The 18,939-nt window shown below is 34.3% G+C and carries 15 protein-coding genes; 8 read left to right on the plus strand and 7 right to left on the minus strand.

The window, feature by feature from the left end:
• Positions 1-41: 41 nt before the first annotated feature.
• The 3 genes from porK to topA all read right to left on the minus strand — a co-directional run bounded on the left by porK (position 42) and on the right by topA (position 5,225).
• Positions 42-1,424 carry a type IX secretion system lipoprotein PorK/GldK gene (gene porK / locus ACUSJC_RS10865; protein ID WP_449269587.1) on the minus strand — a complete coding sequence of 461 codons (1,383 nt, stop codon included), beginning with the start codon at positions 1,422-1,424 and terminating at the stop codon, positions 42-44.
• Positions 1,425-1,571: 147 nt separating this feature from the next.
• Positions 1,572-2,720, minus strand: a complete 1,149-nt coding sequence (locus ACUSJC_RS10870; protein WP_449269588.1) for a formimidoylglutamase — start codon at positions 2,718-2,720, stop codon at positions 1,572-1,574.
• A gap of 3 nt (positions 2,721-2,723) precedes the next feature.
• Positions 2,724-5,225 carry a type I DNA topoisomerase gene (gene topA / locus ACUSJC_RS10875; RefSeq protein ID WP_449269589.1) on the minus strand — a complete coding sequence of 834 codons (2,502 nt, stop codon included), beginning with the start codon at positions 5,223-5,225 and terminating at the stop codon, positions 2,724-2,726.
• A 156-nt stretch (positions 5,226-5,381) separates the two neighbouring features.
• Between topA and miaB the strand changes: the two genes are divergently transcribed.
• The 8 genes from miaB (at position 5,382) to ACUSJC_RS10915 (ending at position 14,432) form a co-directional block, all read left to right on the plus strand.
• Positions 5,382-6,830: a tRNA (N6-isopentenyl adenosine(37)-C2)-methylthiotransferase MiaB gene (miaB, locus tag ACUSJC_RS10880; protein WP_449269590.1), complete on the plus strand. Its 1,449-nt coding sequence runs from the start codon at positions 5,382-5,384 to the stop codon at positions 6,828-6,830.
• 80 nt (positions 6,831-6,910) lie between these two features.
• On the plus strand, positions 6,911-8,179 hold the full coding sequence (locus tag ACUSJC_RS10885) for a sigma-54 interaction domain-containing protein (RefSeq protein ID WP_449269591.1): 1,269 nt from the start codon (positions 6,911-6,913) through the stop codon (positions 8,177-8,179).
• 2 nt (positions 8,180-8,181) lie between these two features.
• Positions 8,182-8,694 carry an LPS assembly lipoprotein LptE gene (lptE, locus tag ACUSJC_RS10890; RefSeq protein WP_449269592.1) on the plus strand — a complete coding sequence of 171 codons (513 nt, stop codon included), beginning with the start codon at positions 8,182-8,184 and terminating at the stop codon, positions 8,692-8,694.
• A 12-nt stretch (positions 8,695-8,706) separates the two neighbouring features.
• A complete protein-coding gene (locus ACUSJC_RS10895; protein WP_449269593.1) occupies positions 8,707-9,543 on the plus strand; it encodes a tetratricopeptide repeat protein in 837 nt (278 codons plus the stop codon).
• A gap of 2 nt (positions 9,544-9,545) precedes the next feature.
• On the plus strand, positions 9,546-9,902 hold the full coding sequence (gene secG, locus ACUSJC_RS10900) for a preprotein translocase subunit SecG (RefSeq protein WP_449269594.1): 357 nt from the start codon (positions 9,546-9,548) through the stop codon (positions 9,900-9,902).
• A 144-nt stretch (positions 9,903-10,046) separates the two neighbouring features.
• Positions 10,047-10,322 carry a co-chaperone GroES gene (locus tag ACUSJC_RS10905; protein WP_449269595.1) on the plus strand — a complete coding sequence of 92 codons (276 nt, stop codon included), beginning with the start codon at positions 10,047-10,049 and terminating at the stop codon, positions 10,320-10,322.
• 57 nt (positions 10,323-10,379) lie between these two features.
• Positions 10,380-12,005, plus strand: coding sequence for a chaperonin GroEL (gene groL / locus ACUSJC_RS10910; protein WP_449269596.1), 1,626 nt, complete (start codon positions 10,380-10,382; stop codon positions 12,003-12,005).
• An 87-nt stretch (positions 12,006-12,092) separates the two neighbouring features.
• Positions 12,093-14,432, plus strand: coding sequence for a hypothetical protein (locus ACUSJC_RS10915; RefSeq protein ID WP_449269597.1), 2,340 nt, complete (start codon positions 12,093-12,095; stop codon positions 14,430-14,432).
• Between the two features lie 43 nt (positions 14,433-14,475).
• Here the strand turns inward: ACUSJC_RS10915 and ACUSJC_RS10920 are convergent, their stop codons facing one another.
• Genes ACUSJC_RS10920 through ACUSJC_RS10935 form a run of 4 tightly spaced genes read right to left on the minus strand, consistent with a single transcriptional unit; the run spans position 14,476 to position 18,939 of the window.
• The gene (locus ACUSJC_RS10920; RefSeq protein ID WP_449269598.1) at positions 14,476-14,820 is read right to left on the minus strand and encodes a heavy-metal-associated domain-containing protein; all 345 of its coding nucleotides are present in this window, start codon (positions 14,818-14,820) and stop codon (positions 14,476-14,478) included.
• A gap of 17 nt (positions 14,821-14,837) precedes the next feature.
• The gene (locus ACUSJC_RS10925) at positions 14,838-17,075 is read right to left on the minus strand and encodes a TonB-dependent receptor (RefSeq protein WP_449269599.1); all 2,238 of its coding nucleotides are present in this window, start codon (positions 17,073-17,075) and stop codon (positions 14,838-14,840) included.
• A gap of 54 nt (positions 17,076-17,129) precedes the next feature.
• Positions 17,130-17,543 carry an HYC_CC_PP family protein gene (locus ACUSJC_RS10930; protein ID WP_449269600.1) on the minus strand — a complete coding sequence of 138 codons (414 nt, stop codon included), beginning with the start codon at positions 17,541-17,543 and terminating at the stop codon, positions 17,130-17,132.
• 40 nt (positions 17,544-17,583) lie between these two features.
• Positions 17,584-18,939, minus strand: coding sequence for an MBL fold metallo-hydrolase (locus ACUSJC_RS10935; RefSeq protein WP_449269601.1), 1,356 nt, complete (start codon positions 18,937-18,939; stop codon positions 17,584-17,586).

The following is an 18,939-nucleotide window of genomic DNA, read 5'->3' on the forward strand; positions in this document are numbered from 1 at the left end:
AGTTAAGTTAATATAATTAAAATTGGTTAAATACTTTTTCATTATTTAGGTCTAGTTGCTGTCGCATCAGTACCCATATAATCCTGAACTGTTCTAAAGCCGATATAACTACGAGCTGAATCTGCATATTCAAAATCACGAGTTCCTGATTGCAAGAAGTATCCAACATCTTTCCAAGAACCACCTCTTACAACTTTTCTTTGATTTTTTTGATCTGGAACATTTGGATTCATCGTAGAAACAAATTCATAAGCCCCCGGATCATAAGAAGATTGAGTCCATTCCGCTACGTTACCAGCCATATTATATAAGTTAAAATCATTTGGCTCATAAGATCTTGCTTCTACTGTATACAAAGCTCCATCAGCAGCGTAATCTCCTCTATTTGGCTTAAAGTTAGCCATAAAACAACCTCTGTCATTTTTAGCATAAGGCCCTCCCCATGGAAAAGTACCTGATTCGATACCTCCTCTTGCAGCATATTCCCATTCTGCTTCTGTAGGCAAACGGAAAGAGTTCACTTGATCTCTACCTTTCATTTTCTTTACATAAGAGTTTTTATACAAAGTTCTCCATGCACAAAATGCTTTCGCTTGATTCCAGTTAACACCCACTACAGGATATTCATCATAAGCCGCATGCCAGAAATAATCATTATGCATAGGCTCATTGTAAGAATAAGCAAAATCTTTAATCCAAACTGTAGTATCAGGATAAATTTCAATAGGAGGATTTTCAGCATATAATCCTTTTCTTCCTTTCTTTTTAACCGCTTTATTCCAATCTACTTCTCTATATCTAAACTGCAATTTAGATACATCCATAGTTTTCAACCCGTTATAAGATTCCGATTCTGGTAAGTACATAGAATCCATAACTTCTACATAATATTCATCAGGATATTTTTGTGGATCTGTGATCAATTTAACCTTATGATTCAGCTTTCTTCCCGCATAAATATCATCCCCTTCACCTATACTATAGTAATTCTCATACATATATTTATCATAAGGAGACATCTCTTCAACATTAGCATCAGCAAAAGCATAGTCTCCTATACTTCCTTCCCCTCTACCACCCTCAGATGGCTTTTGACCTACCTCATCAGCCAATATAGCAAGTTTTGTTCTAACAATAGAGTCTTTTACCCAATTAACAAATTGACGATACTCAGCATTTGTAATCTCTGTTTCATCCATATAAAACGAACGAACAGTTACAGTTTTTGTAGGAGCGTCTTGAATATTAGCTAAATCATCATCTGATTTACCCATAATAAAAGCTCCACCAGGAACTAACGTCATTCCATACGGTTTTTCAGGATGCCATTTTTTACTTTTCGCACCAACTAATTCACCTCTATCGCCCTTACCACAGCTGATAAACAATGACAAGATTGCTGAAAATGCAACTAACTTCTTCATATAAAATTTGGGTTAAAAATTTTTTTACTTTTTAAGGGCGTAAACCTATTCAATAATTTTGAAAAAAACAATATTTTTCGAAAAAAACCTTAAAAAAATCTTAAATGCCTTGGAAACATTGCATAAAATATTTGTTTTAAAGCTTATTTATAGCAAATTACGCCGTTGTGCCTTCCACCATCGTTCTGGTATTTCCTGCTCGCAAGCCGCTAAATAATCCTCATGCGAGCAAGGTAATAACGTGTTTTTCTTTATTTTATTATCTACATTTGAAATAAATGGTATTTCTATCCACCATCTACCCGTTCTATCACTTTTGTAGAAGATCAATTCATCTTCATCAATCGGAACAATATATTTAAAATAATTCTCTTTTGTTCCAAAAGGATATTCTCCTGATCTCAGAGCAACTCCTTCTAAAAAATACCATAGGATTTGCGAGACCAAAGATACTTCTTTTGTTGAATTATTAAAATTAAATACTCCTAAAGTTGAAACTTTATCGCTAATCCCTGCATATCTAGCCAATGCACAAATTTCCTTACCATCAAACCCATTAGGATTAAAAGGTATAAAATTTCCTGAAAACGACGACTGCACTGAACACATATCAATACTCACCATGTCTGCATCCCTGAAAACAGGTTCTGCAATACTTATATTATTTGAAATCTGCCCTAAACGATAGGCCTCAAAATATAGCTTCTCAATTAAATCTATCTCCTCTTGAGAATTTAAATATGTTTGATACCCTACACTTGCATAATTAAACAAATTATTTGGCTCTTCAACAATTATCCTAGAAAGATAAGAATTAGCCACCAACTCACTCTCTTTAGCAAAATCAAATTTACTATCCACCGTTACTAAATTCACCATTTGCTCTAACGCATCATATGATCGATACATAGCATACGTTAAATCTTGAGAACCTCCTATAACTATCGGAACTATTCCTTTTCTTAAAAGATCTTCACAAACAGATTTCACCAAAAAATAGGTATCTTCGATAGAATCTCCCGGACTAATTGTTCCTAAATCTGCCAAAGTAATCTTCCAATTACCAGGAAAAAGACTATAAAAATATTTTCGAAAAGTAATGAAATCTATATCGGCATTCGATTCGACCATACCTCTATATTCATTCACTGTAATTAAAGCCACTTGTACCTCATCTAAATCAGGAAACTCATTTTTACTATTAAAAAGCGTTTTCTTCCCTAACGCTTGAGGCGACAATGTTTCTAAAAAACGTAAAAAATCATCTCCTACAGGCTTTAAAAAATCAAATACCATACCTTATTTCTTTTTGGTCGTTGTCTTTTTTGCTGTAGTTTTCTTAGCCGTTGTTTTTTTAGCAGGAGCTTTCTTCTCTATTAATTCTTTTACTTGCTCTAGCGTTAATTTCTCAGCATCTACTTCTTTCCCTAACTCTATCTTAACCTTACCTTTTAGAATAACAGAGCGTCCCCAACGGGCTTTCTCCACTCGAATTCCTTCTTCTGCCCAATCATGAATCAGTTTATCTTTTTCTTTCTGTATTTTATCTTCAATAAGCTCTTTTACATCTTCACCAGTCAACTTATCAAAGTTATATTTCTTATTTACATTAATAAACATTCCGTCCCATTTAATAAATGGCCCAAAACGACCAACCCCTTTTTGAACCGGTTTTCCTTCATAGCTAGCAATAGGGGCATCTGCTTGCTTTTTCTCTTCTATTAACTCAACCGCTCTTTCTAAAGAAACATCCAAAGGCTCTTCTCCTTTTGGAAGCGAAATGAAAGTCTTTCCGAAACGAACATAAGGCCCAAAACGACCATTGTTCACTTCCACTTCTTCATCTTCATAATTACCCAGCGCCTTTGGCAATAAAAACAAAGTCAAAGCTTCTTCCAAAGTAATTGTACCTATATTTTGTTCCGGCAACAAACTCGCAAACTGTTTATTCTCATCCTCAGCATCACCAATTTGAGCCATTGGCCCAAATTTCCCTAAACGAACAGACACTTGTTTTCCGCTTTCCGGATGAACACCTAAGATACGCTCTCCCGTTTCTCTATCGGCATTTTTTTCAACATCTACTACATTCGGATGGAAGTGATTATAAAAATCCTTCATCATTTGTACCCAATCTTCTTTTCCTTCGGCAATTTCATCAAAGTCTTGCTCTACTTTTGCCGTGAAGTTGTAATCCAAAATTGTTTCAAAATTAGTCACTAAGAAATCATTAACAATGATACCTATATCTGTAGGAACTAATTTTCCTTTATCTGAACCTGTAGTTTCTGTTAAAACTTTAGCAACTACTTCAGTTCCTTTTAATATTATCTGATTGTATTTTCGTTCTACTCCTTCATTAGATCCTTTCTCTACATAATTACGCGCAATAATTGTAGAAATTGTTGGTGCGTATGTTGACGGACGACCAATCCCTAATTCTTCTAACTTTTTCACCAAAGACGCTTCCGTATATCGGCTTGGCGGACGTGAAAAACGTTCTGTAGCAACTATATTATGATTTTCAAGCTTCTCGCCTACTTTTAAAGCCGGAAGCATTCCTTCTTGCTCTTCCTCGTCATCGTCATGCCCTTCTAAATACACTTTTAAAAACCCTTCAAACTTGATCACTTCACCGCTAGCAGCAAAGTTTTCTTTATGATTAGATGCTTCAATTTTCACATTGGTACGTTCTAATTGCGCATCACTCATTTGTGAAGCTAAAGTACGCTTCCATATCAAATCATATAATCTAGCCTGATCTCGATCTAAATCAACCGTATGACGACTCATGTCTGTTGGACGAATTGCTTCGTGAGCTTCTTGAGCGCCTTTTGATTTAGTAGCAAAATTACGCGGTTGAGAAAATTCTTTCCCATAGTAGCTTTCAATCTCCGCTTTAGCCGCACCCATAGCCTCTTGAGAAAGATTCACACTATCCGTTCTCATATAGGTAATCAATCCGGCTTCATACAATCTTTGTGCGATTTGCATTGTAATTCCAACGGGTAAATACAATTTACGAGCCGCTTCCTGTTGTAACGTTGAAGTCGTAAATGGAGCCGCTGGTGATTTTTTAGTTGGTTTGGTTTCTAAATCACTTACCTTATAAGTAGAACCGATATTTTGTTTCAAGAAAGCTTCCGCTTCTGCTTTGGAACCAAAATTCTTCGGTAAGCGCGCTTTAAACGTCTTTCCGGCTTCGTTAGCAAATTCTGCTACTATACTATAGGAAGCTTCCGAATTAAAATGCTGAATTTCGCGTTCGCGTTCCACAATTAAACGCACAGAAACCGACTGTACGCGACCGGCAGAAAGTCCACCTTTTACTTTTTTCCACAATACCGGCGACAACTCATACCCTACCAATCTATCTAAAACACGTCGTGCCTGTTGTGCATTTACTAAATTATAATCGATTCCTCTCGGATTTTCAATAGCTTTCTGAATAGCCGATTTTGTAATCTCATGAAAAACAATGCGCTTCGTTTTTTCCGGTTTTAATTTCAACTCTTCTGCCAAATGCCAAGAAATAGCTTCTCCCTCGCGGTCTTCATCGGAAGCCAACCAAACGGTTTCGGCCGATTTAGCTAAATCTTTGAGTTTTTTCACCAAAGCTTTTTTATCACTGGAAACTTCATATTTCGGTTTAAAATCGTGATCTACATCTACACCGATTTCCCTCGAAGGTAAATCGGCAATATGTCCGAAACTCGATTCTACCTGAAATTCTTTTCCTAAAAATTTTTCGATAGTTTTTGCTTTTGCAGGTGACTCAACAATCACTAAATTCTTTGCCATGTTCATTTTGTTTGAGGCAAAAGTAGAAGTTTTTTTTAAATTTTTCGGCTATTGTTGTTTTTATCACAAATTAATCGTTAAAGATAATATGACATCTTGTCACTTTTTAGAATTTAGTATTATCTTTGCCCACTAAACGTTTTGGGATTTTTATAAATGGAAAAGATTATTGAAGAAAATAAACAAGGTACAAGCCTTGTACAAGAACAAAAGGACGGGAACAGTAAAAAACTTTTCATAGAAAGTTATGGTTGCCAAATGAATTTTTCGGATAGTGAGATCGTAGCTTCTATTTTAGCTAACGAAGGATACAACACGACTCAAAACTTGGAAGAAGCCGATTTAGTTTTAGTAAACACTTGCTCGATCAGAGATAAAGCAGAACAAACCGTTCGCAAACGTTTGGAACAATATAATGCCATCAAAAAAATCAATCCATCGATGAAAGTGGGCGTTTTAGGATGTATGGCCGAACGTTTGAAAGATAAATTTTTAGAAGAAGAAAAAATCGTTGACATGGTTGTAGGTCCAGACGCCTACAAAGACATTCCCAACCTTTTAAAAGAAGTGGAAGAAGGTCGTGATGCCATTAACGTTATTCTTTCTAAAGAAGAAACTTATGGCGACATTCAACCGGTGCGTTTGAGCAGCAATGGTGTTTCGGCATTCGTTTCTATTACTCGCGGTTGTGATAATATGTGTACTTTTTGTGTTGTTCCGTTTACACGCGGAAGAGAGCGCAGCCGTGACCCCCATAGTATTTTAGAAGAAATTCAAGATTTATGGGATAGAGGTTTTAAAGAAATCACACTTTTAGGTCAAAATGTAGACAGTTATTTATGGTATGGCGGCGGCTTGAAAAAAGATTTTGACAAGGCAACCGAAATGCAAAAAGCTACAGCGGTTGATTTTGCGCAATTGTTAGACCAATGTGCTACTCAATTCCCGAAAATGCGTTTCCGTTTCTCCACTTCAAACCCACAAGATATGCACGTGGAAGTTATTGAAGTAATGGCTAAACACCATAATATATGTAAATACATTCACTTGCCGGTTCAATCAGGAAGCACTCGCATTTTGAAAGAAATGAACCGTCAGCATACCCGTGAAGAATATATTGCTTTGGTTGACAAAATTTACGAATTGATTCCGGATATTTCTTTGTCACAAGATATGATTTCAGGATTCCCAACAGAAACCGAAGAAGATCATCAAGATACATTATCCTTAATGGAGCACGTTCGTTACGATTTCGGATTTATGTTTGCCTATTCGGAAAGACCGGGAACATTGGCTGCCAGAAAAATGGAAGATGATGTGCCGGAAGAAGTAAAAAAACGTCGTTTAAACGAAATTATCGATTTACAACAACGCATTGCTTTAGAAAGAACACAGCGTTTTGTGGGACAAACAGTAGAAGTTTTAATCGAAAAAGATTCAAAACGTTCTGACAAACACTGGAGCGGAAGAAATTCGCAAAATACAGTAGTTGTTTTTCCAAAAGAAAATTACAAACCAGGCGATTTCGTTTTGGTAAAAATTTCAGATTGTACCGCTGCTACTTTAATTGGAGAAGCAGCTGGTTATTCTGAAAACATGCAATAATATTTGGTTAAAAATTAAAGCTCAAAAACTGAAGAATTTCTTTTTTTGACTTTTAACTTTCGACTTTCAGACTAAAAAAAATGGAAAGCATTCAAAATATAAAACAACGCTTCGAAATCATTGGTAACGATCCCAAATTAAATCGTGCACTTGAAAAAGCAATTCAGGTAGCACCAACAGACATTTCGGTTTTGGTTACTGGTGAAAGTGGTGTTGGTAAAGAAAGTATTCCCAAAATAATTCATGCGCTTTCGCACCGTAAACACGGAAAATATATTGCCGTAAACTGTGGTGCCATTCCGGAAGGAACTATTGACAGTGAACTTTTTGGTCACGAAAAAGGTTCATTTACCGGAGCAACTTCTACTCGTGAAGGTTATTTTGAAGTAGCTGATGGCGGAACTATTTTCTTAGACGAAGTAGGCGAGCTTCCTTTAACGACTCAAGTCCGTTTGTTACGTGTTTTAGAAAATGGCGAATTCATTAAAGTGGGTTCATCTCAAGTTCAAAAAACCAATGTTCGTATCGTAGCGGCTACCAATGTGAACATGCATGAAGCCATTTCAAAAGGAAAGTTTCGTGAAGATTTATATTATCGTTTGAGTACTGTTGAAATTCATCTTCCACCGTTGCGCGAACGCAAAGATGATATTCATATTTTGTTTCGAAAATTTTCAGCAGATTTTGCACAAAAATACAAAATGCCTCCTATCCGATTAACCGATGATGCTGTTCAATATTTAGTACGTTATCGTTGGAGCGGAAACATTCGTCAGTTGAGAAATATTGCCGAACAAATTTCGGTTTTGGAGACCAATAGAGATATTTCTTTACCTACTTTGCAAGGTTATCTTCCGGCTGAAGGAACTAATTTACCTTCGGTAGTGAATAATGCCAAAGCGGAAAGCGATTTTAGCAACGAAAGAGAAATTCTATACAAAGTGCTTTTTGATATGAAAGCCGATTTGAATGATTTGAAAAAGTTAACTTTGGAACTCATGCAAAACGGAAGTGCAAAAGTTCAGGAAAACAACAAGAACCTGATTCAGCGCATTTACGGTCAAAAAGAAGAAGATGTCATTTTTGAACAACAACCCGAAACTGAAATTATTCCGGTAAAAGAAAACAACATGATCTCACCAGAAGAATATCAGCACGAAGATTTGGATGACGACCAATATATTTTTGAGGATGCTATTGAAGAAGAAACCTTAAGTTTGGAGGCCAAAGAAATTGAGTTAATCAAAAAAGCATTGGAGCGCAACCGAGGCAAACGCAAAGCAGCCGCTGACGAATTAGGAATCTCTGAAAGAACATTGTACAGAAAAATCAAACAATACGATCTATAATTATGGTATCTAAAATAAAATATAGTTTTTCATTACTTGGTATTATCCTATTATTCACGGGATGCAAAGTGAACTATAACCTTACGGGAATTGGAAACCTTGATGCCGAAACCTATCAAGTTAATTATTTTCAAAATACTGCCGATTTAATTGAACCGGGAATTGAAAGAACATTCACTCTTCGCTTACAAGATTTAATTCAAAATCAAACTAATTTAAATTTGGTTACACATGATGGTGATTTGGTTTACGAAGGCGAAATTGTAGAATACCGTATAACACCAATGACTGCCACTGCAGATCAATTGGCAGCACAAAACCGTTTAACTATTACCGTTATGGTTCGTTTTTCTAGTAAAAAACATGAAGATGATGATTTTGAGAAACGTTTCTCGTTTTATCATGACTATCCGGCAAATGAACAAATGGTAGGAAGTCGTTTAACAACGGCTTTAGAAGAAATTTACGAACGTATAACTCAAGATATTTTTAATGCCTCATTGGCTAAATGGTAAAATATACTCTAATTGAACGCTAACGACTTAACATACTTACTCAATAAACCTGAAGCTATTAATGACAACCAAACGGTATTATTAGAAGCTATCATTCAGCAGTTTCCTTATTTTCAATCGGTTCGAGCTTTATATTTAAAAGGTTTGTATAACAATCAAAGCTTTCGATATAATTATGAGTTAAAAAAAGCAGCTGCATTTACTAACGATCGAAGTATCTTATTTGACTTCATTACTTCTGACGAATTCAACACACTTCAAAAACAGCAAATTGAAGAACAACAGTCGGTCATAGACACTATTGAAGTAATTGAAAGTGAATGGATTGCTCCAGAAAACATTTCGGAACTTCAAGAAAGTTTAGCTGCTATAAAAGAAGAAGTTCCAGAAGAGATTCCGACAGCGGAAGAAATTCCTGAGATTTCTCTTGAAGAAAAATTAGATATTGGCAAACCACTTCAATTCAATTTAGGAGAAAAACACTCGTTCAATGAATGGTTACAACTAACGAAAGTTGCTCCAATTGAACGAAATGAATCTGAAAAAACGCCTGAAATTGACGAAGAACGTACTAAAAAATTCGATTTAATCGATAAATTTATTGAATCCAATCCAAAAATTACACCCTCAAAAGACAGTCCTTCCGGATTAGTAAATATCAGTAAAAGCCTTGAAGAACCTACGCATTTGATGACAGAGACCTTGGCACAGATTTATTTAGAACAAAAAAAATATCAACGTGCCATACAAGCTTATGAAATTTTAATTTTGAAATATCCAGAAAAAAGTAGTTTCTTTGCAGACCGAATTAATAGTATAAAAAAATTACAACAAAATAATAATAACTAATTATGTTTACAGGATTTTTAATTGCAATCACAATTGTTTGTTTTTTATTAATTTTAGCCATCATGGTTCAAAACCCAAAAGGCGGAGGATTATCTTCAACATTTGGTAGTTCACAACAACTAGGTGGTGTTCAAAAAACAACTGACTTTTTAGACAAAAGTACTTGGACTTTAGGAGGAATCTTAATTGCATTGATTTTATTATCTTCTTTAGCATTTAATACAGGTGCTACAGGTTCTAAAGTTTTAGGAAATGATGATTCTTCACCGGCAATTCAAACTGAAATTCCTGCAACTCCGGAAGCACAACAACAAGCTGTTGAAGAAGCTCCGGCTGCTACAGAAGAAGCTGCTCAATAATTGCTTTAAAAATATATACCCAAAAAAATGCCAGCATGTCAGTGCTGGCATTTTTATTTTCAGCAAAAATGTCATAAAAAGCATTTGGCATAATTTCTGAAAAGATTTAGACCATAAAAATTAACATTAAAAAACTAAATAATTATGTCATTAAACATTAAACCTATTTCAGATCGTGTAGTAATTGAGCCAATGGCTGCAGAAACTACGACTGCTTCAGGAATCATCATTCCTGACACTGCAAAAGAAAAGCCACAAAAAGGAACTGTAGTAGCAGTAGGAAATGGAAAAAAAGATCATACCATGACCGTTAAAGTAGGTGACACTGTCCTTTATGGCAAATATTCAGGAACTGAGTTCAAATACGAAGGTAAAGATTACCTTATTATGCGTGAAGAAGAAATTTATGCAATTCTTTAAAAGTAAAAAAAAACAACTTTACACTTTTAAACATCAAACAAATTAAACAAAATTAGTATGGCAAAAGATATTAAATTCGACATTGAAGCTCGCGACGGATTAAAACGCGGTGTGGATGCTTTAGCAAATGCTGTTAAAGTAACTTTAGGTCCAAAAGGAAGAAACGTAATTATTTCTAAATCATTTGGAGGTCCAACAGTAACTAAAGATGGTGTTTCTGTAGCAAAAGAAATCGAATTACAAGATCCATTAGAAAATATGGGTGCTCAAATGGTTAAAGAAGTAGCTTCTAAAACCAATGATTTAGCCGGTGACGGTACAACTACTGCAACTGTTTTAGCTCAAGCTATCGTTAAAGAAGGTTTGAAAAACGTTGCTGCGGGTGCTAACCCAATGGATTTAAAAAGAGGAATCGACAAAGCAGTTGAGGCTTTAATCGCTAATTTAGGAGAACAAGCGCAAGAAGTAGGTGATTCTTCTGAAAAAATCAAACAAGTAGCTTCTATTTCTGCAAACAATGACGATACTATTGGCGAATTAATCGCTACTGCTTTCACGAAAGTCGGAAAAGAAGGAGTTATCACTGTTGAAGAAGCTAAAGGAACTGATACTTATGTAGATGTTGTTGAAGGAATGCAATTTGATAGAGGATATTTATCACCTTACTTTGTAACCAATGCGGATAAGATGGTTGCTGAATTAGACAATCCATACATTTTATTATACGATAAAAAAATCTCTAATTTACAAGAATTACTTCCTGTCTTAGAGCCTGTAGCACAATCAGGACGTCCGTTATTAATCATCGCTGAAGATGTTGACGGACAAGCTTTAGCTACTTTGGTAGTAAACAAATTACGTGGCGGTTTAAAAATCGCTGCTGTTAAAGCTCCGGGATTTGGCGACAGAAGAAAAGCTATGTTAGAAGACATCGCTATTTTAACCGGCGGAACTGTAATTGCGGAAGAAAGCGGTTTCACTTTAGAAAATGCTACTTTAGCCATGTTAGGTACAGCTGAAACAGTTACTATCGACAAGGACAACACAACTATTGTAAACGGAAATGGTGATGCAGAAAACATTAAAGCTCGCGTAAACCAAATCAAAGCACAGATTGAAACCACAACATCTGACTATGACAAGGAAAAATTACAAGAGCGTTTGGCTAAATTAGCTGGTGGTGTTGCTGTATTATATGTTGGTGCGGCATCAGAAGTAGAAATGAAAGAGAAAAAAGACCGTGTTGATGATGCTTTACACGCTACAAGAGCTGCTGTTGAAGAAGGTATTGTTGCCGGTGGTGGTGTTGCATTAGTTCGTGCTAAATCTGTTTTAGCTAAATTAAACGCTGTAAATCCTGATGAAGCAACCGGGATTCAAATTGTAAACAAAGCAGTTGAGTCTCCTTTGAGAACTATAGTTGAAAATGCTGGCGGAGAAGGTTCTGTAGTGATTTCTAAAGTTTTAGAAGGCAAAGCTGATTTTGGTTTCAATGCTAAAACCGGAGAATATGTCGAAATGTTGAAAGCAGGTATTATTGACCCTAAAAAAGTAACTCGTGTAGCTCTTGAAAATGCTGCTTCGGTTGCCGGAATGATCTTGACTACTGAATGTGCTTTAATTGACATTAAAGAAGAGGCTCCGGCTATGCCTATGGGTGGCGGAATGCCAGGAATGATGTAAGATTAAGATCTTTTTTTAAAAAAATAATCATGAAAACCGTCTGAATATTCAGACGGTTTTTTTTACTTTTGAAAAAATGTAAAAAATATGTTTCGGATTACTTTATTTCTGTTATTTCTTTTAAATCATTTCTCTTTTAACGCACAAAATGTCAATGAAATTGATCAAAAAATTAAAGATCATTTCAAACTGGATCGAGAAAACATTTATTTACATTTTAATAAAAACACATATTTTTCAAATGAAACTATATGGTTTAAAGGATATATTTTGGACAAAAAAACAAATAAACTAAATCCTTTAACCACAAACGTATATATAACTCTATACGATTCTAATAAAAATGAAATCCAGAACTATCTTTTTTACGCTTCAAATGGTATAATTTCAGGAAAAATTAATTTAACCAAGAATTTTACATCCGGAAAATACTTTCTGCACATCTATACAAATTACATGAATAATTTTACTGAAGATGAATCTACTTTAGAAGAACTTGAAATAATAAACATAACTGATTCTCCTATTGAATCAAATTCTAAAGTTGAAAGGCTAAATTTTGAAGTACATTTTGAAGGTGGAAAATTATTATTTGAATCTGACAATTCTGTTTCTGTAAAAATAACGGATTGTAAAAACAAAGGCATAAAAACTTCTGTAAATGTAATTGATACTAACAATAACACGGTCGTAACGACATTTCAAACAAATGAAGAAGGCTATGGTAAATTTGATTTACTAAATACAAAGAATTCTCAATACTCAATCAACACAACAATTGATGGTAAGCTCTTTGCTCACAATCTACCCCCTACAACAATTGAAGGCATTAATTTATCGGCTTTAACTTTTGTTAAAAAAGATAATGTTATGATATCTATAAAAACTAACAACAATACTTTTACTAAAGTAAAAGATGAAAAATTCAAACTCATTATAGAGAAAAACGATTCTTTAAAATTTATACATTTCAATTTTGATGACTCAACAAAAAAAGATTTCTTTATAGAACAAAAAGACTTCTTTTCCGGATTAAATACTTTAAGACTGATCGATTCAAAAAACAATAGTGTTTCTGAGAGGCTGATTTTCATTAAAAAAGACCTTAGTAAACTCGCAATTCAGACTGCACATAAACACAAAGATAGTATTCAGATAAAAGGATTGTTGAAAAATAAAGTAGGCGTTATGAGCATTAGTATTTTACCTGATGCAAACATAAGTCAAAACTCAATCATCAGCTTACTTGAGTTTGAAAACACGACCAAAAAGAAATTAAAAAACAGTACTTACTATTTCAAAAACTTTGACAGAAAAAAGCAATATGAACTAGACATTTATTTAATGGGTTGTAAATCTAAACATCTTTGGAACACAATTTTAAACGACACTATTATTCAAAAATATGATTATGAATTTGGTGTTAATTTATCAGGTAAAATCAATCAAACTTTACCCAATAAAAATAAGCTAAAATTAAAACTTTACTCTTCCAGTGGCATCAATTTAACGACTCATATAGAAAATGACAATTCATTTCATTTCAAAAATCTATTACTAGAAGACTCCACTTACTGTCATTTATCCCTTTTAAAAGATGAAAACAATTTAAAGAAACTAAATGTCTCAACTTTTCTTAAGAATAATAATAGCAAATTCTTAAAACCAATTACTATAGAAAACAGTGCTTGTTCTGATTTTATTTATGAAAATAAATCAAATGAATACCTGGATTTATTCCCTAAGAATTCGAAAATAATTAAACTTGATAGTATCAATTTAGTATCCGAAAAAAAAGAAAAACTTTTACACAGAAATACAAGATTTCAAAATAATCATGCCAAAGGATTCAAAATCAGTGAAGATGATGCTCTGACTTATAGCGATATTTTATCTTTCATTGCATTTAATGGATTTATTGTAGACAAATCCGGAGTTAATATTGTTATTTTAGCTAGAGTCTCTAAATCGATATCCGGTTCTAGGTCTCCTATTGTTTATTTAGACAATATTCCCCTAACAGATTTCAGTTTACTTTTAGGAATGTCAATGAGACAGGTAGATGAAGTCTATATTAATACAACAGGCTTTGGAGAAGGAATGAACGGTGCTAATGGAAGTATACGTATCTACACTAAAATCGGCTATGAAAAAAGTTCTGATCCAACTGTCAAATCAGATAAAGTACAAGTAAAAAAAGGCTTTCAAAAAGCAGTTTCTTTCAAAAACATTGAATACCAAGATTATGACAATGACGCTTTCAAGAAATATGGTGTAATTGATTGGAAAGATAACATTTTTACAGATGAAAATGGAAATTTCGAATTTTCATTTCCTCATTTTGGTTTAGATGAATTCTATCTTGATATACAAGGATTAGACAACTTTGGCAATTTTTATCATGAAATAATTCCTTTAAAAATCTAAATAAAAAATCCGATTAGAAATTTCTAATCGGATTTTTGCTTTTTTACAATCTTTCGTACTGGCAACATGTATGCAACTTTTCGTAATCTTCATTTGTTGCTTTAACTTCTTTGGTGTCGTGACCCGCTTTAGCAATAGCTTTTTTCACATCATCAACCGAACATTTATTTTCATCGATAATCAAATGAATATCATGATGGTCAATATGCCAATCAGCACTTTTAACTCCTTTTATTGAGAAAGCTGCTTTTTCAATACGCTTTTTACACATTTCGCAGTTTCCGTTGACTTCAAAATCAACTTGTTTGTTTTTATTTTTCTTCTCTTGAGCCGTTACTCCAATTGAAGTAAAAAAACTCAAAATAAATACTAGCATTACTTTTTTCATGATTCTATATTTTTAAATTATTTTATTTTAAATCGCAATCCTGCATAATACATTTGCCCGAAAACAGGTCCGTATATCATACTACTATCAAAATAAGTACCAAACGGATCATTTGCAGCAACAATTGCATTATTTTGTCTATAATTTCCCATATTTTCACCTCCAACATACACTTCAAAAGTACTAGAGAAAGTTCGGGTTACTTGTGCATTAACTACAGCAAAGGCAGGAGCATTTTCATTTAATCGATACACTTCCGGATTGGATTGTGTATTAGGTAATCTTTGTTTTCCTAACCAATTATATGTCACATCAAATTTCCATTGTTTTCCTTTTTCTTTGATGTGTGTTTCGTAGCTCACATTGGCAAAAAAACGATGTTTGGCTTGTAGCGGACGTTGCAATTGTCCGGTTAAATACTGACTTTGTACATCATAATATTTATACGCTGTTTTAATATCCAAATGCATTATTGGCGTTATACTCCACTCTGCTTGAAACGAATTGGCAAAGCTTTTTCCGTCTAAGTTATGAAAAACTACTTGCTGCGGACTAGCATCTAAATCTACTACAATTTGGTTTTCAAAATCAGTTTTATAAAAATCTAAGGCTATTTCTGATGTTGCACCAAAAAGCTTAAACGTTTGAATGAAACTCAAGCCGTAATTCCAAGCAATTTCCGGATCTAAGCCGTATAAATTTCCATTGGTGTTCAAAATACTAAAGTTTCTGGAAGACGCAAAAAGTTGTTGGTTTTCCGCAAAAATATTCGCGGCTCTTTTTCCTCGTCCTGCTGAGGCTCTTAGCACTCCATCTTTCCAAGGATTGTAACGCAAATGCAAACGAGGTGTCACAAATGTTCCCAATCGGTTGTGGTTATCTACTCGAATTCCGGCTACAGCACTGAAATTATCTAAGTTGTCAAACGTGTATTCAAAAAATGCTCCTACCGAATTGTCAATTCTAGAAAAATCTTTCGTAAAATTCACCGCTACATCTTCTTTATATGCATCGTACGTAAAATTAACTCCGGTTGTAAACTTATTTTTGGTGTTACTAATAATGGAATTAAACAGTAAATTAGAATAATAACTTTGTTGGTGAACATTATATTGGTTTAAACCAAAATAGGAATCTTGTTTGTGCGATTGAAATGAATTTTGGAACCCAAAACTTTGATACGGCATGTCTTTGAAAACATAACCTACTTTATTTGAAAGTTCGATTTTCTCGGTATTCACTTCACTTCCCCAAGCATTTGTGGTCAATCGGTCGGTATTAGGATCAAAAGAAACCTGACCCGCTTGTTTTTCGTCTTTCATGTAACGAACATTCAAGAAACTTATCCAACCGTTTTCTGCGTCATTGTATTGCCAACGGTTTAAAATATTGATTTGTTTCCCGATAGGATTATCCAAAAACCCGTCATTGTTCATATCATTTTTAATTTGACGGGTATTGCCATGCACAAATAAACTTGAACTCAATTTATCTGAATATTTTTGATTGAAATGCGTGTTCAATTCAAATCGTCCGCCGGTAGCACCATACACATTTAAAAAGAACGGAATATCGGTTGCCGGTTTTAACAACTCATAATTGATTTGTCCTGAAATACTTTCGTAACCATTAATTACACTTCCGGCTCCTTTGGTAATCTGAATACTTTCTACCCAAGTTCCCGGAACAAACGACAAACCATAGGCTTGCGAAGCGCCACGAACTGAAGGAATATTTTCTTCCGCAATTAAAATATACGGACTGGTTAATCCTAACATTTTAATTTGTTTATTTCCGGTAACTGCATCCGAGAAATTCACGTCAATAGAAGGATTGGTACTAAAACTTTCCGACAAATTACAACAAGCCGCCTTCAGTAGTTCCTTTTGTCCCATGTTTTGCACATTGACTGCCTTAAGATACGAATGTTCTGTTGCTTTTTGCGTTTTAGTAACCGTTACCTCATTTAAATTAGTTGTTTCCTTTAAAACAACAGTCACAAAATCAGTGGTTACAGTTATTTTTTTGGTTTGAAACCCAATATAACTCACGACTAAATCTTTTGTTTCATCTATTGTTTTGATGGTAAAATTTCCATCGATATCAGTAGTTGCTCCTACTGTTGTATTGAACCAAAACACATTGGCTCCTAAAAGAGGTTGATTGTTTTCGTCTACTACTTTTCCTTTAATTTCGTTTTGTGACCAAACAAATGACGAAAAGAGCAGTAGCAAAAACGTAATATTTTTGCACATAAATTTGTATTTTAATGTTATTTAAGAATTAAAAAAATCTATAAAAACATTAAACTACGCGTAGAGAAGATATTGGCAATATAATTTGTAAAGTGGCGGCGCATTGGAATCGCAATAAAAATAAAGCCATTCCTGTTGAGTTATCATTTCTTTAGGTTCAAAGAAAACAGGAATTTGTACAGCAGGAAGAATAAAAGCAGGTAAATCTAAATGAAGCGATTGTACTAAAATGTTGTCGGACTTTTTCTCTGCTTTTACCACAGAATTAGAACAACATTTCTTTTCTTGCTTTTTAGCAGCACAACATTTTTTTTCTTGTTTATCCTTTACACAAGCTTCTTTTTCCTGATATGCTAAAGAAATTGATGCAATTCTATCGTGGCAATAATGCACATTGACAGCCAGTCCTAAATTTGAAAATAGGATTAAAACCATTAAAAATATGCTTGTTACTTTTTTGAATTGCATAGTACAAAGGTATAACTTTTTCTTTTATTTAGTTAAAAAATTAAATTTCAATTATTTGTCCCATACTCGGAATTATCGTATGAATTTGATATTGCTCTTCTATTTTTAATCGCAATTCATCGGCTGCTTCATTTTCTCCGTGAACCAAAAACAAGGTTTCCGGTTTAGTTTCTAAATCAGATAGCCAACCTAACAAATCTGCTTGATCACCATGAGCCGATAATCCTTCAATGGAAAAAATATTGGCTTCAACAGGATAATATTTTCCATACATTTTTATTTCTTTGGCTCCTTCCAATAATTTTCGCCCGCGAGTTCCTTCTGCTTGGTAACCTACCAAAACAACAGTATTCTCCGGTTTGTCGATGTAGCGTTCCAAATAAGATAAAACTCTACCGCCTGTTATCATTCCGCTGGCAGCAATAACGACTTTAGGTCGTTTGTCATAAATGGCTTCGATGGTATCCTTATAATCTGAAATCATGGTAAACATTTTACACATTTCGGTACATTCGTCCCAATTGAGCTTGTGCCATTTTCTGTTTTCTATAAACAAATGCAGCACATCAATTCCCATTGGTGTATCAATAATATAAGGAATATTAGGAATTCTATCTTGTTTTTTCAATTGCCAAAGTAAATACATCACCACCTGAACGCGTTCCACTGCAAAACTTGGAATGACCACATTTCCTTCTTTCTGAAACGTATTGTTTATAATCAATTCTAAATCAAACATCGGATCTGTTTTAGGATGCAAGCGATTGCCGTAAGTACTTTCTAAAAATACGTAATCCGCTTTTTTAGGTTTTATTGGCGGAAACAGCAAAACATCATCATCTTGACCAACGTCGCCTGAAAACACAAATGTTTTTCCGTCTGCCTTCAAAGAAATGGAACAAGCGCCTAAAATATGCGAAGCATAAAAAAACTCGAAATGAACATTTTCGGAAAGAAAAATTTCCTCATTCGGATCAACTGTTTTTAATAACGGAAATACTTTTTCGGCATCGGCGACTGTGTACAAAGGCTCTGCCGGATCGTGTTTGGAATAATACTCTTTATTGGCTTTTTCGGCTTCTTCTTCCTGAATTTTAGCACTATCTAACAAAATGAGTTTGGTAATTTCTTTTGTTGGCAACGTACAATAAATTTTCCCCGAAAAGCCTTGTTTCACTAATAATGGCAACCAACCACAATGATCCAAATGCCCGTGTGTTAAAATCACATAATCTATGGTTTCAGGCAAAAAGCTCAGAGGTTGTCTGTTTAATTCGCGAAGATTCTTCAATCCTTGAAACAATCCGCAATCAATCATTATATTGAGTTCAGTTGTTTCTAAAACTGTTTTAGAACCCGTTACCGAACCAGCTCCACCTAAAAAATGTAATTTCAT

The sequence above is a fragment of the Flavobacterium sp. U410 genome (assembly GCF_053570605.1).

Excerpts from the sequence above, each read along its gene's own strand:
- porK (WP_449269587.1), bottom strand. The coding sequence starts at position 1,424 with ATGAAGAAGTTAGTTGCATTTTCAGCAATCTTGTCATTGTTTATCAGC.
- ACUSJC_RS10870 (WP_449269588.1), bottom strand. The coding sequence starts at position 2,720 with ATGGTATTTGATTTTTTAAAGCCTGTAGGAGATGATTTTTTACGTTTT.
- topA (WP_449269589.1), bottom strand. The coding sequence starts at position 5,225 with ATGGCAAAGAATTTAGTGATTGTTGAGTCACCTGCAAAAGCAAAAACT.
- miaB (WP_449269590.1), top strand. The coding sequence starts at position 5,382 with ATGGAAAAGATTATTGAAGAAAATAAACAAGGTACAAGCCTTGTACAA.
- ACUSJC_RS10885 (WP_449269591.1), top strand. The coding sequence starts at position 6,911 with ATGGAAAGCATTCAAAATATAAAACAACGCTTCGAAATCATTGGTAAC.
- lptE (WP_449269592.1), top strand. The coding sequence starts at position 8,182 with ATGGTATCTAAAATAAAATATAGTTTTTCATTACTTGGTATTATCCTA.
- secG (WP_449269594.1), top strand. The coding sequence starts at position 9,546 with ATGTTTACAGGATTTTTAATTGCAATCACAATTGTTTGTTTTTTATTA.
- ACUSJC_RS10905 (WP_449269595.1), top strand. The coding sequence starts at position 10,047 with ATGTCATTAAACATTAAACCTATTTCAGATCGTGTAGTAATTGAGCCA.
- groL (WP_449269596.1), top strand. The coding sequence starts at position 10,380 with ATGGCAAAAGATATTAAATTCGACATTGAAGCTCGCGACGGATTAAAA.
- ACUSJC_RS10915 (WP_449269597.1), top strand. The coding sequence starts at position 12,093 with ATGTTTCGGATTACTTTATTTCTGTTATTTCTTTTAAATCATTTCTCT.
- ACUSJC_RS10920 (WP_449269598.1), bottom strand. The coding sequence starts at position 14,820 with ATGAAAAAAGTAATGCTAGTATTTATTTTGAGTTTTTTTACTTCAATT.
- ACUSJC_RS10925 (WP_449269599.1), bottom strand. The coding sequence starts at position 17,075 with ATGTGCAAAAATATTACGTTTTTGCTACTGCTCTTTTCGTCATTTGTT.
- ACUSJC_RS10930 (WP_449269600.1), bottom strand. The coding sequence starts at position 17,543 with ATGCAATTCAAAAAAGTAACAAGCATATTTTTAATGGTTTTAATCCTA.
- ACUSJC_RS10935 (WP_449269601.1), bottom strand. The coding sequence starts at position 18,939 with ATGAAATTACATTTTTTAGGTGGAGCTGGTTCGGTAACGGGTTCTAAA.